Source organism: Serratia sp. JSRIV006 (assembly GCF_019968685.1).
GTDB classification, from domain to species: domain Bacteria; phylum Pseudomonadota; class Gammaproteobacteria; order Enterobacterales; family Enterobacteriaceae; genus Chania; species Chania fonticola_B.
The window spans coordinates 2745251-2759243 of the sequence record NZ_CP074137.1; the positions used below are offsets into that span (position 1 = coordinate 2745251).

Consider the following 13993-nt stretch of genomic DNA (forward strand, 5'->3'; position numbering starts at 1 on the left):
ATATTGCACCAGCGCATCGCCTTGTTCGTTTAATTTACTGAGAGAATAGCGGTAATGCTAAAAACCACTTTACTGTTTTTTGCCACGGCATTGGCCGAAATCATTGGCTGTTTCTTGCCGTATCTGTGGCTAAAGAAAAACGCCAGCGCCTGGTTGTTGCTGCCGGCAGCCCTCAGCCTGATGCTGTTTGTCTGGTTGTTGACACTCCATCCTGCGGCCAGTGGGCGAGTCTATGCCGCCTATGGTGGCGTTTATGTGGCAACGGCGCTGCTTTGGCTACGGGTGGTAGATGGCGTGAAGTTGTCGACTATGGATTGGCTGGGGGCCGGGGTGGCTCTGCTAGGGATGCTGATTATCGTTACTGGTTGGCGCACTGCGTGAACTGAGATGGCAGGGCTGGTTACCCTGCCACAGAGAAAAACCATTAACCGCGATGAATGCTCAGCCCGGCAAAGGACTGGCTGACCGGCATCATTTCCAAGGTATTGATATTGACGCGGGCAGGCAGCGTTGCTACCCAGAATACCGCTTCGGCAACATCATCCGGCGTCAGGGCATCTACCCCTTGATAGGTTTTATCTACCTTGCCGTCATCCCCTTTGAAACGCACGTTGGAGAACTCGGTGCCGCCAACCATGCCTGGCTCAATATCGGTAACGCGGATATGGGTGCCGTGCAGATCGGCGCGCAGACCCAGGCTGAACTGTTTAACGAAGGCCTTGGTAGCGCCGTAAACGTTACCACCGGCATAAGGCCAGTTGGCGGCGGTGGAGCCGATGTTGATCACGTGGCCAACGTTGCGTTCCACCATGGCTGGCAGCAGCGCACGGGTCATGTTGACCAACCCTTTGGTGTTGGTATCGATCATGGTTTCCCAATCGTCCGCATTGGCTTTGTGTGCAGGTTCCAGGCCTAACGCCAGACCGGCGTTATTCACCAGCACGTCGACGTTGCGCAGCGCTGCGGGTAACTCTTCGATGGCTTGCTGGATCGCCGCACGGTTGCGGACATCCAAACGCACGATATGCAGTGCCTCACCTAATTCTGCCTGCAGCGCCTCCAGGCGCTCCACACGACGGCCAGTGGCAATCACCTGATGGCCTTCACCGATAAACTTGCGGGCAATAGCTTCACCAAAACCGGAGGTAGCGCCCGTGACAAAAATAATCATGCTGCTGTTCCTTAACTGTTTTTAGCCTGCATCCACTCTAACGCGGTTGCGTTAACCCTGCAATTTTAACCGGTGATGGCCGGTACGTGGTAAACCACACAGTCGTATTTGATATTATCGCGGCGGCCTTGCACGGTGCCACCCAGCGATTCGGCAATGCGGCGGCTTGGCGTGTTCTGCTCGGCGACCGGGTAGATAAAGTACGGTGGCTGGTAGCGTGCGCTGGCCCAGGTAGCCATGGCGTGCACGATTTCGCGCCCATAACCCAAACCATGCAAACTTTCTTTCACCCAGATACCCAGTTCAGGCGTCTGGTTGTGCAGATTATGCACGCCGCCCAAGCCAACGAATTGCTTGCTGTCACGCAGCCGTGCCACAAAGATGACTTCTTCACCTTCGCGGATCAACGGCAGCCAGCCTTCCCAGACGTTGGCAAACGCCTCGGGAGACTCTTCTGGTTCAAAGGTTAAAAAACGCGTTAGCGTAGGGGTGATCGCCTGGTAAACATCGTCGGCGTCTGCTGCGGTAAAAGGGGCAATCAACAACCGATCGGTGTTCACACGGCACTGAGTAAGGTCACTGTGCATCATTATTATCACCTCGCTTTTCAGGCCTAAAACGGCAAAAATCCGCTCCCGTTAAAACGGGGCGGATCATCGATATTACGTTGATTAGCGGCAGATGCGACTTATTTTTTTACCCGGTGAGGGGCAAGGAGCAAAAGGTCGGCCGCAGAGAGACGATCCGGTGCGGTTGAGGCTTGGTGCCAGTAAGGATAAATCAGCGGCGGGCGGCTCACTTCTTCCAAGCGCTGCAGCTCTTCTTCGTTGAGGATCAGGTTGGCGGCGTGCAGGTTATCTTTGAGCTGTTCCGCATTACGGGCACCGATGACCACCGAGGTTATCGTTGGGCGGGCCAACAGCCAGGCCAGCGCGATTTGTGCCGCAGAGATACCACGGGAGTGGGCGATATCCACCAGCACTTCGACAATATCAAACAGCGCATCTTGATCACGCACCGGCGGCTCACCCCAGTTGGCCAGATGGCGCGTGCCTTCCGGTGTGGGTTGATTACGGCGGTATTTGCCCGAGAGCAGGCCACCGGCCAGAGGGCTCCAGACCAGCACACCAAGCCCCTGATCCTGAGCAACAGGCAGCAGTTCATATTCCGCTTCGCGCGCCTGCAGACTGTAATGGATCTGTTGGCTGACCGGGCGGACCAATCCCAACCGTTCGGCACTGCCTAGGTGTTTCATCAGGTGCCAACCGGAGAAGTTGGACAAGCCGGTGTAGCGCACCTTGCCGCTGCTCACCAGATCCTCCAGCGCCCGCAGCGTTTCCTCTACCGGGGTGATGCCGTCCCACTCGTGTAGCTGATAGAGATCGAGATAGTCGGTATTCAGGCGTCTCAGGCTGGCTTCGCAGGCGCGGATCAGGTGGTGGCGTGACAGCCCGGCATCGTTCGGGCCGCTGCCCATGGGGAAACGGGCCTTGCTGGCGACCAGCACTTCGTGGCGTTTACTGCCCAATGCCTGGCCGAGGATCTCCTCCGATTGGCCTGCTGAATAGACGTCGGCGGTATCGAACAGGTTGATCCCCGCATCAATACACATGGCGATTTGATTGCGCGCCTCGTTAACGTCTGTCGCGCCGGTTTTGGCGAACTTGCCTTGTCCTCCAAAGGTCATGGTGCCTAAACTTAGAGCCGAAACTTTCAGGCCGGACCGGCCAAGTTGACGGTATTGCATCGTTTAACTCCTTACTTTGGTTGCCATAGATTTTTCAGACGTAGGGGAGCTTTTCCTCTGGCGGATTTCATTGCCCGCCTCTGCGCCAAGCGTAAAGCTATCCAGCACCGCCACCAGGGCGATCACGCCAATCACGATAAAGGCCAGTTGGAAGTCGGCCAGCGGCACTGCGCCCTGTTGCTGCGGCATCAGCATCTCCGCCAGCCGCAGCGCCAACGCGCCGATGGCGATACCCAATCCGCTTCCCATCTGCTGGGCCATATTGAACAGCGTGTTGGCACCGCTCATGCGCGGTTGCGGCACTTCGGAAAACGCCAGCGTATTCAGCGCGGTGAACTGCATTGAACGCGTCAAGCCACTGACAAACAGCAGCGTCAGGATCAGCCAGGTGGGGGTCTGCGGGGTTAGCAACGCGCAGGCAAAAATGGTGGCGGCATTGAGCAAGCCGTTGACCACCAGCGTGGTACGAAAGCGGAACCGGTAGAGGATGGGTGAGGTGAACGGTTTCATCACCAGGTTACCGGCAAACACTGCCAGTACCAGCAACCCCGCATCGAAGGCATTCAGCCCAAAGCCGATTTGGAACAGCAAGGGCAGCAAGAATGGCACTGCACCGATGGCGATGCGAAACAGAGTGCCGCCCTTAATAGTGACGGCGTAACTTTTTATCCGCATGGCCCAGAGGTCCATCAAGGGATAGGCGTGGTGTTTGGCGTGACGTATCGCCAGGCTTCCCAGCGCCAGGCAGGCAGCCAGACATAACAGAGGCACCAACCAGGAAAGTTGCGGACTGTTGATCAGATCTAACCCAAACATCAGCCCAAAGCAGGCGACTCCGGTGAGTGCAAAACCTAGTCCATCAAAGGGAACGCCTTTCTGCGCGGGCTCATGAGGGATCAAACGCCAGGCGAAGAACAGGGCCAACAGGCCAAGCGGCACGTTGAGGATAAAAATCCAGTGCCAGGAAGCGTAGGTGGTGATAAAACCGCCAACCGGTGGCCCCAGGACCGGAGCGGCTAACCCCGGCCAGGTGATAGTGGCAATGGCGTTGATCAGATCGGGTTTGGCGGTATTGCGCAGCACCACCAGGCGGCCAACCGGCACCATCAGCGCACCGCCAAAGCCTTGCAGGATACGAGCCGCGGTAAACTGCGGCAAGGTGGTACTGAGGGCGCATAGCACCGAGGCCAGGGTAAAAATAACGATGGCGGCGGTGAAAATATTGCGGGCACCAAAGCGGTTGGCGATCCAGCCGCTGGCGGGGATAAATACCGTCAGGGTAAGAATATAGGCCGAAACCCCGATGTTCATATCTACCGGCTGTACGCCAAAGGCCGCCGCCATTTGCGGCATCGCGGTAACAATCACCGTACCGTCCAGGTTTTCCATAAAGAATGCCCCGGCAACCAGCAGGGGAAGCGCGCTAGCGCGCGAGAACCAACTCATGGACGGCTCCGGCTGGAGTACGGTAAATAGGCGGACATAACAGGAATCCCGTTTCAAAAATCACCACGTCGGATTTTTGAGCATAACGCATCACGGGGAGGTTAAAAAGAAGTTAATAAGGTGATTATTAGCGGGCACAGCAAGTGTGCCCATCTAGATGCATCGTGTATCCGCCAGCGTGCGGTAATTACCAGGATAAATGGATGATACCGTCGATAAACTCGGCTTTAAAACTACTCAGGTCAGCCACGGTAGCCTTGATTTGCGGGGAGGAAATCGGCACACCGTCACCGATGACGATCACTTGCCCTCCGGCGGCAATGGCGGAGTTCACGCCAGAAATCGCATCTTCAAAAATCACGCATTTCTGCACCGGCAGGCCAAATCCGGCTGCCGCCATCAGATAAGGTTCTGGATGGGGTTTGCCGTACACGATATCTTCCGAAGTGATCATCATGTGCGGGTGTGGGATGCCTGCGCTGATCATGCTTTGCATCGACACTTTCTTGGCGCCGGAGGTAACAATTGCCCAGCATTGCGGCGGCAACTGGCGCACCAGCTCAACGGCACCGGTAATGGCACCCACCTGGCTGAGAGCCTCGATGGCGAGCGTTTTGACTTCATCAACGCACTGTGGGTTGTCAAAGTAAGGGGAGACGAGCCGCAGCGTTTCCTCGATGGTGCGCCCGTGAATATTTGCCAGGACATAGTCCACATCCAGATGATGCCGGGTTGCCCATTCAGCCCACAATGTCTCAATACAGGCTCCTGAGTCCACCAGGGTGCCGTCCAGGTCAAACAGTACTGCCTTGCAAGCGATAGCGTTCATAAATCCCTTATGATTTAAAGCCTCGGTTTCCCAATAACAACAGAGTGGCGCTAAGGTCTTGTTGACGGAAATCAAGTGATGGCCTGAACCACCGCCGGAAAGTGAAAAAATGCGGCCCAGGTTGTGCCTTACCGAATCGCGCGCGCGCGGGGCATTTCGCGTCTTAGCCTGGAAACGGGGACACAACCGGGATTTGCCGCCTGTCATCAGCTTTACCGCAATCATGGTTTTGTGGATTGCGAACCGTTCGCAGAGTATCAGCCTGATCCAAACAGCAGATTTATGACGCTTGTTTTGTAGTTGAAGCAGGGACGGAACGGATGTATTTCATTTTATGTCTTTATTAAAGAAATGATTGGCAATGTTTTGAAATCGTTTTATTACACTCATGGAGTGAGTAGCATAAGCTTATATAAAGTCAACGTGAGCTATTCACTTTATTAATTGGTGTATCGGTAATGAATTATCAAAATTCCAACCTGTTGCATCAATTATGTTTTTTATCCTGACATAACTCTCCTTTATCCATTACGCCAGTTTAACCCGGTCTTAGACACTCATGCACAGTCAAAAAACAACCAGTCGACCTTGCATTCAAGGCATGGCGGTATAAATTAATATCATTACCGCCATTAAAACGGTAATAGACCCACGAGCTAATCATGCTCGTAACAGCAGTGGCTATAGCACGACATAATAATAGAGGATAATCACGATGAAACTTCGAGTACTCTCTCTGATGGTGCCTGCTTTGCTGATGGTTGGCAGCGCAGGCGCCGCTGAAATCTACAACAAAGACGGAAATAAACTGGATTTGTACGGTTTAGTCGATGGCCTGCACTATTTCTCTGATAACAATAGCGTTGATGGCGACCAGTCCTACATGCGTATGGGGCTGCGTGGTGAAACGCAGATTAACGATCGGCTCACCGGCTATGGCACGTGGGAATACCAGGTCAACGTCAATACCCCGGAAAGCGAAAACAATGCCTTCACCCGTTATGGTTTTGCAGGGCTGAAGGCCGTTGATTATGGCTCATTCGACTATGGCCGTAACAATGGTGTCTTGTATGACGTGGCGGCTTATACCGACATGCAGCCGGAATTTGACGGTTCCACCTATGGTGCCGACCAGTTCATGTTCCAACGCTCAAACGGTCTGGCAACCTATCGTAACAACGACTTCTTTGGCCTGGTTGATGGCCTGCATTTTGCTGTGCAATACCAGGGTAAAAACGGCAGTGCGGAAGAAACTAATAATGGTCGCGACGTTCTGGGTCAGAATGGTGATGGCTATGGTATGTCGGTGAATTATGATATTGGCTATGGCATTAGTGCCGCGGGTGCCTTCTTTAATTCCAAACGTACCAGCGAGCAAAATGGCGGTGGCGCATATAGCGGCATCATGGGGCGTGGTGACCATGCGGAAGGTTATTCTGGCGGCCTGAAATATGACGACAGCAGTACCTATGTAGCCGTCATGTTTACCCAGTCCTATAATGCAGCGCGCTTCGGTAGCTCAAACAGTGAGGCTTATGGCTACGCCAATAAAGCGCAAAGTTTTGAGGCTTATGCACACTATCTGTTTGATTTTGGCCTGCGCCCATTTGTAGGTTATAACCAAACCAACGGCAAGAATCTGGGGCAAGCGGCCAACGGCAATACCTACGGCAGTGAAAACCTGGTCAAGTTTGTTGACTTGGGTACGACCTATTACCTCAACAAAAACATGTCCACCTATGTGGATTATAAAATCAACCTGTTGGATGAAAACGACTTCACCAAATCGGCCGGTATCAATACCGACGACGTGGTTGCTGTCGGCCTGGTTTATCAGTTCTGATGACAGCGAAATAAGTCAGCTAACGCGGCCTTCTGGCCGCGTTTTTTCTTTATTCTTTCCCCTGCTAGCCTGTTTAGCCATTTCCAGTTTTTTTTGCTCAAACGACCATCTGAGCCTAAGCTAGGCTATGTTGCTGAATTTGCAGCTTCTATCCAAGTGGACGCAGCGTCCCTGGATTAAGACATGGAGGAGTTTCAATTTGATGCGTTTATCAACCCTGGTACTGGCGACCGGCGTTGCGTTAAGCATGCCCGCGCTGGCAGAAACCCATACCCAGACAAAGGAGGCGAAAGTGGCCGGAGAAGTTAAACAGGATAAGCAGGGAGAAAACCCGTTCTTTGCCGCCAGTCAGTTGTCATTCCAGGCCCCTCGTTTTGATGTCATCAGCGAAAGCGATTATGCCCCGGCCATTGCCGCCGGTATCCAGCAGAAACTGGCAGAAGTCGAAAAGATCGCCAATAACCCGGCTGAGCCTACGTTTGACAATACCTTCGTGGCGCTGGAAAAAAGTGGCGCACTGCTGACGCGCACCATGAACGTGTTCGGCGCGATGACCTCCGCCAACACCAGCGACACACTGCAAAAGCTGGATGAAGAAACCTCACCGAAGCTGGCGGCGTTAGACGATGCCATCATGCTCAACAGCAAACTGTTTGCGCGCATCAAGGCGATTTACGATCGGCGTGATAGCCTCAACTTGGACCCCGAGTCCTTGCGGCTGGTAGAGGTTACCTACAAGAACTATGTGCTGGCCGGGGCCAATCTTTCTGAAGCGGATAAAACCCAACTGAAAGCGTTGAACCAGGAAGCGGCGACGCTGAGTACCCAGTTCACCAATAAATTACTGGCTGCCAGCAAAAACGGCGCGTTGGCGATAGGTGATAAAAACCTGCTGGCCGGGCTTTCAGAGGGCGAGTTGGCGGCAGCAGCGCAGGCGGCCAGTGAACGCAAGCTGGATAAGCAATGGCTGTTGGTATTGCAGAACACCACGCAACAGCCTGATTTGCAAAACCTGCAAGATCGCGATACTCGCCAAAAGTTGTTCAAAGCTTCGATCAACCGCGCAGAAAAAAATGACGCCAACGATACCCGTCAAACCCTGGCGCGGTTAGCTAAAGTGCGTGCCGAGCAGGCCAAACTGCTGGGCTTCCCGAACTATGCCGCCTGGAAGTTGCAAAATCAGATGGCGAAAACCCCGGATGCGGCGTTGGCGTTTATGCGTAATATCGTGCCTGCCGCTACGGCCCGGGCAGAGCGTGAGGCCAAAGACATTCAGGCAGTGATCGATCGGCAAAACGGCGGTTTTCAGCTGGCCGCCTGGGATTGGCAGTTCTATGCCGAGCAGGTGCGTAAAGAGAAGTACGATCTGGATGAATCACAGATCAAGCCTTACTTTGAGATGAACAACGTGCTGCATAACGGCGTATTCTATGCCGCCAATTTGCTGTACGGCATCAGCTTTAAAGAACGTAAAGATATCCCGGTTTATCATCCTGACGTGCGGGTATACGAGGTATTTGATAAAGACGGCCAGTCTCTGGCGCTGTTCTACACCGATTTCTTTAAGCGAGACAACAAGGGCGGCGGCGCCTGGATGAGCAACTTCGTTGAGCAGTCCAAACTCAACGGCACCAAGCCGGTGATTTACAACGTCTCCAACTTCACCAAACCCGCATCGGGCCAACCAGCGTTGCTGTCCTATGATGACGTAATCACCATGTTCCACGAGTTTGGCCATGCGCTGCACGGCATGTTTGCCGATCAGCAATATCCAAGCCTGTCCGGTACCAACACTGCCCGCGATTTTGTCGAGTTCCCGTCGCAGTTTAACGAGCACTGGGCCAGCGATCCGCAGGTATTTGCCCACTTTGCCAAGCACTACCAAACGGGTGAAGCGATGCCGCAGGCGTTGGTCGATAAAATCAACAAGGCCGACAAGTTCAACAAGGGTTACGCCATGACCGAACTGTTGGCCGCCGCGCTGCTGGATATGCATTGGCATATGCTCTGCGCCGATCAGCCGCAGCAGGACGTGGACAAGTTCGAGGCCGCATCGCTGCGCCAGGACAAGATCGACCTCAGCTATGTGCCACCACGCTATCGCTCCAGCTATTTCCAGCATATCTGGGGCAACGGCTATGCGGCCGGTTATTACGCCTATCTGTGGACGGAGATGTTGGCAGATGACGCCTTCCAATGGTTCAGCGATAACGGCGGATTAACGGCAGAGAATGGCCAGCGTTTCCGTGAGCAGGTGTTGTCACAGGGCAACAGCCAGGATTTGGAAAAGCTGTACGTTAAATGGCGTGGGCAGGAGCCGAGTATTGAACCGATGCTGATCAACCGCGGGCTGAAGGATAAGTAACTACGTTTAACGCTCTCCGAGGGCAGGTGACTGCTCTCGGATGGCTATAATCGATGCCATGAAAGAGAATTGTGTGAGGCCGATCGTTTTTCTGTGTAACCGAAATTAACCGTAGTGAGATTAATCCTTGTAATTAACAGGGCTACCAACACGTGTTGGTTTAAATAACCGCGAAATCCATCCTATTGTTTTAATGAGTTTATCTTCAGCATAAAATTTCCCCCTGGTATAAAAACCATAAGGAAAGGTGTTTAACGCCTGGATTAATATGATTAACGTCACAGATTAACCGCTGAAAACGGTGCGGCGACAAGTTACGATCATAATCTCAACTCCGATAGTTGCCGCTTTACTGTTGTCGGGTTCCGATTTAAAACAAACACCTGTTCAAAAACAAACAAGTGTTAATTATGACCAACCGGGAAAAACAGATACTGCAACTCCTTCGGCGGGACCCGTTGATTCAACAACACGAAATCGCCGATATTCTGGGTATTAGCCGTTCTGGTGTGGCAGGCCACATCATGAATTTGATGAATAAAGGTTATATTAAAGGTAAAGGCTATATTCTCTCCGAACATCGTTATGTGGTCACCGTTGGCTCGGTAAACATGGACGTTTGTGGTTATGCCAATACGCAGTTGGTTTATGAAGACTCCAATCCAGGGAAAATAAAATGTACCCCAGGCGGGGTTGGGCGAAATATATCACAGAACATTGCGTTATTAGGGGCCGAATGCCACCTGGTTTCCGTGGTTGGTGACGATTTCTACGGCACGACGCTATTGGAACAGGCAAAACTGGCGGGCGTCAACGTGGATAATTGCCACCGACTGCATGGTGAGAATACCTCGACCTACGTTTCGTTGCTGGATGGCAGTGGTGAAATGCTGGTCGCTATCAACGATATGCGCATCCTGGAAAAATTGACCCCGGCGCTGTTATCCCATTCCAAAGAGTTAATTCAGCACTGTGGCGTATTGGTGCTGGACTGCAACCTGACGGAAGACGCGCTGGCCTGGTTATTTACCAATGCCGGTAATGTGCCGGTATTTGTCGATACGGTTTCCGCTTTTAAAGCGCCAAAAATCAAAAACTGGCTATCGCATATCCATACGTTGAAGCCGAATCGGATTGAGGCGGAAATCCTCAGCGGGATGAAAATAGCCCAGACTAGCGACGCACCGGCGGTGGCCCAATGGTTTCACCAGCAAGGAGTTCAGCGTTTGGCGCTGAGTATGGGGAGCCACGGCGTTTATTTCAGCGAAGTAGATGGCCAGCACGGTTGGTCGGCACCGCTGCCGACTCAGGTTGTCAACGTCACCGGAGCCGGGGATGCCATGATGGCGGGGCTGGTGAGCTGCTGGCTGGAGGATTTCCCACTCGATCACAGTATCCGTTTTGCCCAGGGCTGTTCGGCAATGACCCTGGCCTCTGAGTTCACCAATAACCCGAACCTGTCGCAAGGCAGCGTTCAAAAACTTTTGGAATTACAATCATGCAAAATAGCCTAATCACCCATCAATATCTGGATATCGCTCCTGAAGTGGCGCTTGCTCTGGCCGAAAATCGGCCGGTGGTGGCGTTGGAATCGACGATTATTTCCCACGGCATGCCTTACCCGCAGAACGTTGAAACCGCCTTGCAGGTAGAGGAAAAGATCCGTGCCAACGGGGCGGTGCCAGCGACCATTGCGGTGATCAATGGGCGCATGAAGGCGGGGCTATCCCATGATGAGATAGAAGCGCTGGGCCGCGAAGGGCACCGGGTCGCCAAAGTGAGCCGCCGCGACTTGCCGTTTGTGATTGCCAGTGGCAAAAACGGCGCAACCACCGTGGCTTCTACCATGATCATTGCCGAACTGGCCGGGATCAGCGTATTTGCCACCGGCGGGATTGGCGGTGTGCACCGTGGCGCGCAGCAGACGTTTGATATTTCTGCCGATTTACAGGAATTGGCACAAACCAACGTGGCGGTGATTTGCGCCGGTGCCAAATCAATTCTGGATCTCGGTTTAACCACCGAATATCTGGAAACCCACGGCGTGCCTTTGGTGGGGTACGGCACCGATAGCCTGCCCGCATTTTTCAGTCGTACCAGCCCTTACTCCGTTAGCGTACGCCTGGATACGCCGCAGGAAATCGCCCGGGCAATGGCCGCCAAGTGGGCGGCTGGCTTGCAGGGCGGAATGGTGATTGCCAACCCAATCCCAGAGCAGTACGCCATGCCTGAAGAAAAGATCAACCAGGCCATTGAGCAGGCGGTTCAGGAATCGGTGGAACAGGGGGTGTCCGGCAAGGAGAGTACACCATTCCTGCTGGCCAGAGTCGCTGAATTGACCGGCGGCGACAGCCTGCAGGCCAATATTCAGCTGGTGTTTAATAATGCTGAGCTGGCGGCCAAGATCGCGGGTCATTATCAGCTAAATTGCGCTTAACGCTTAAATTAGCACTCTACGTTTGTCCTTGATAAATCACTTCTGCCTCGGCAGGCGGCAGGCTATTGCCGTTTGCCGAGTAAAGAAGGAAGTAAACAAAATAGAAGGGGGCCTTATGGAGTTGTTGCGCAGTCTGGCAGGTATGTCGATCCTGTTATTCATTGGCTTTGTGTTTTCAGTCAATAAAAGAAAAATAAGTTTGCGTACGGTCGGTGCGGCATTGTTACTTCAGGTATTGCTTGGCGCTATTATGTTGTATGTCCCTGCAGGTAAATGGTTAATTAACACCATTGCCAGCGGCGTCAATCGCGTGATTTCGTACAGCGATGCGGGGAGCGCATTTATTTTTGGCGGCCTGGTAGGGCCGAAAATGAATGAGCTTTTCGATGGGGCAGGTTTTGTGTTCGCTTTTCACGTGCTACCTGCCATCATCTTTATCACCTCATTGATTTCTATTTTATATTATCTTGGAGTAATGAGATGGGTGATCAATATTCTTGGCTATGTCTTTCAGCGCCTTATGAATATCAGCAAGGTGGAGTCCTTTGCCGCCGTTACCACCATTTTTCTGGGGCAAAATGAGCTGCCTGCGGTATTGAAGCCGTTTGTTAAAAACATGAACCGCAATGAACTGTTCACGGTGATCTGTAGCGGTATGGCCTCGATTGCCGGTTCGATGCTGGTCGGTTATGCCGGTTTGGGCGTCCCCATTGAGTATCTGTTGGCAGCTTCCCTGATGGCTATCCCGGGGGGGATCCTGTTTGCCCGTTTGCTCAGCCCGGCGACGGAGCCTTCCCGTGTTGAGTTCAGCGAAATGTCATTCAGTGATAAACGGCCAGCCAGCATTATCGAAGCAGCAGCCAACGGCGCGATGTTGGGGCTGAAGATTGCGGTGGGTGTTGCCACGGTCGTGATGGCCTTCGTTGCGCTGATCGCGTTGATCAACGGCATCATCGGCGGCGTGGGCGGCCTGTTTGGCGTTGAAAGCGTCAGCCTGCAAAGTCTGCTGGGCTATCTGTTTGCTCCGTTAGCCTACATCATGGGCGTGAGCTGGGAACATGCCGATCTGGCTGGGGGGCTGATTGGCCAGAAGCTGGCGATTAACGAGTTTGTCGCCTATCTCAGCTTCTCTCCTTACCTGAAAGAAAGCGCAATGCTGCTCGATCCGAAAACCATCGCGGTGATTTCGTTTGCACTGTGCGGTTTTGCCAATTTTGGTTCGATTGCCGTGGTAGTGGGGGCATTCAGTGCGGTGGTACCGGAAAGGGCCTCGGAAATTGCCCAGTTAGGGTTCCGGGCCCTGTTGGCGGCGACGCTGTCCAACCTGATGAGCGCTACCATTGCCGGGCTGTTTATCGGGTTAGGGGGGATTTGAAGAACTGGGGCAATTGCAGGCTAATCCGTCCCCGATTGCCCCTCACCCCAACCCTCTCCCGTAGGGCGAGGGAGCTGCCCGGCTTTTTTGATGAGGTTGTGCTGCTTCGGAAAGTAGGGAATAAAAAACAGAAAGGCCTGTGGCGTAAAAAACCTTAATCGGTATTCGATATTGCTAGACCACAACACAAGACAATTAACGTTTTAGGTATTACTCAAGACAATCAACGCACTCGATCGGTTCCCTCTCCCTTTGGGAGAGGGTTAGGGTGAGGGGTATCACTACTCCAGCAGCCCACGTTGGCGCAGCGTGAATCGGGTCGCCTCGTTCAGATCGTAACTGGCCAGTTCTTCCTTCCGCACCCAGGCATATTCTTCAAACTCATCGTTAAGCGTGATGGTGCGGTTGGCCGCGTGGCAGTCAAAAATCAGGTAAATCATATAGATTTGCTCTTTGCTGCCGTCTGCATAGGTTTTCACCCGCACGTCGTCACGAAACGTCCAGGGTTGAATGCGGTCCAGCACCAGATCGCTACCCAATTCTTCACTGACTTCACGACGCAACGCCTGCTCGATGGTTTCTCCTGGCTCGGTACCACCGCCGGATAGCGCCCACTGGCCGGGGAAAACCCCTTTATGGGCCGCCATTTTGCATAGCAGATAGGCGTTATCGTTTTCAATTAACGGGCAAACAATAATACGTTGACGCATCGTAACTCCATGTTTCAAGGGCATCATAGTGGTGCAACGCATTATACGCCAGTCAGCAGGTGGGAGTTGT

At 53.2% G+C, this 13993-nt stretch carries 12 protein-coding genes and 1 pseudogene; 7 read left to right on the forward strand and 6 right to left on the reverse strand.

Going from position 1 to position 13993, the window contains the following annotated elements; translation table 11 throughout:
* Nucleotides 1-54: 54 nt before the first annotated feature.
* Complete coding sequence (locus KGP16_RS12765; protein WP_059200759.1) at nucleotides 55-381, forward strand: YnfA family protein; 327 nt, start codon at nucleotides 55-57, stop codon at nucleotides 379-381.
* Between the two features lie 43 nt (nucleotides 382-424).
* Here the strand turns inward: KGP16_RS12765 and ydfG are convergent, their stop codons facing one another.
* From ydfG to KGP16_RS12790, 5 genes are all read right to left on the reverse strand, one after another.
* Nucleotides 425-1171, reverse strand: a complete 747-nt coding sequence (gene ydfG / locus KGP16_RS12770; protein ID WP_021178016.1) for a bifunctional NADP-dependent 3-hydroxy acid dehydrogenase/3-hydroxypropionate dehydrogenase YdfG — start codon at nucleotides 1169-1171, stop codon at nucleotides 425-427.
* Nucleotides 1172-1236: 65 nt separating this feature from the next.
* The gene (locus KGP16_RS12775; RefSeq protein WP_218519389.1) at nucleotides 1237-1761 is read right to left on the reverse strand and encodes a GNAT family N-acetyltransferase; all 525 of its coding nucleotides are present in this window, start codon (nucleotides 1759-1761) and stop codon (nucleotides 1237-1239) included.
* 98 nt (nucleotides 1762-1859) lie between these two features.
* Nucleotides 1860-2918, reverse strand: coding sequence for an aldo/keto reductase (locus KGP16_RS12780; protein ID WP_059200761.1), 1059 nt, complete (start codon nucleotides 2916-2918; stop codon nucleotides 1860-1862).
* A gap of 3 nt (nucleotides 2919-2921) precedes the next feature.
* Entirely contained in the window at nucleotides 2922-4364 is a 1443-nt protein-coding gene (locus KGP16_RS12785) for an MFS transporter (protein ID WP_218519388.1), read from the reverse strand.
* Between the two features lie 187 nt (nucleotides 4365-4551).
* On the reverse strand, nucleotides 4552-5193 hold the full coding sequence (locus KGP16_RS12790; protein ID WP_172413928.1) for an HAD-IA family hydrolase: 642 nt from the start codon (nucleotides 5191-5193) through the stop codon (nucleotides 4552-4554).
* Between the two features lie 153 nt (nucleotides 5194-5346).
* Here KGP16_RS12790 and KGP16_RS12795 point away from each other — a divergent pair.
* The 6 genes and pseudogenes from KGP16_RS12795 to KGP16_RS12820 form a co-directional block, all read left to right on the forward strand.
* Nucleotides 5347-5493 (forward strand): annotated as a pseudogene (locus KGP16_RS12795) (GNAT family N-acetyltransferase); the annotation flags it as partial.
* Nucleotides 5494-5908: 415 nt separating this feature from the next.
* On the forward strand, nucleotides 5909-7036 hold the full coding sequence (gene ompC / locus KGP16_RS12800) for a porin OmpC (protein ID WP_179251539.1): 1128 nt from the start codon (nucleotides 5909-5911) through the stop codon (nucleotides 7034-7036).
* A gap of 202 nt (nucleotides 7037-7238) precedes the next feature.
* A complete protein-coding gene (gene dcp, locus KGP16_RS12805) occupies nucleotides 7239-9401 on the forward strand; it encodes a peptidyl-dipeptidase Dcp (protein ID WP_223501435.1) in 2163 nt (720 codons plus the stop codon).
* A gap of 410 nt (nucleotides 9402-9811) precedes the next feature.
* Nucleotides 9812-10915 carry a PfkB family carbohydrate kinase gene (locus tag KGP16_RS12810; protein WP_115158483.1) on the forward strand — a complete coding sequence of 368 codons (1104 nt, stop codon included), beginning with the start codon at nucleotides 9812-9814 and terminating at the stop codon, nucleotides 10913-10915.
* Nucleotides 10900-11838, forward strand: a complete 939-nt coding sequence (locus KGP16_RS12815; RefSeq protein WP_179251542.1) for a pseudouridine-5'-phosphate glycosidase — start codon at nucleotides 10900-10902, stop codon at nucleotides 11836-11838. Before KGP16_RS12810 ends, KGP16_RS12815 begins: the two co-directional genes overlap by 16 nt.
* Nucleotides 11839-11953: 115 nt before the next feature.
* On the forward strand, nucleotides 11954-13213 hold the full coding sequence (locus KGP16_RS12820; RefSeq protein WP_179251543.1) for a NupC/NupG family nucleoside CNT transporter: 1260 nt from the start codon (nucleotides 11954-11956) through the stop codon (nucleotides 13211-13213).
* A gap of 281 nt (nucleotides 13214-13494) precedes the next feature.
* Here KGP16_RS12820 and nudI read toward each other — a convergent pair whose 3' ends face one another.
* Nucleotides 13495-13923: a nucleoside triphosphatase NudI gene (gene nudI, locus KGP16_RS12825; RefSeq protein WP_021178012.1), complete on the reverse strand. Its 429-nt coding sequence runs from the start codon at nucleotides 13921-13923 to the stop codon at nucleotides 13495-13497.
* Between the last annotated feature and the right edge of the window lie 70 nt (nucleotides 13924-13993).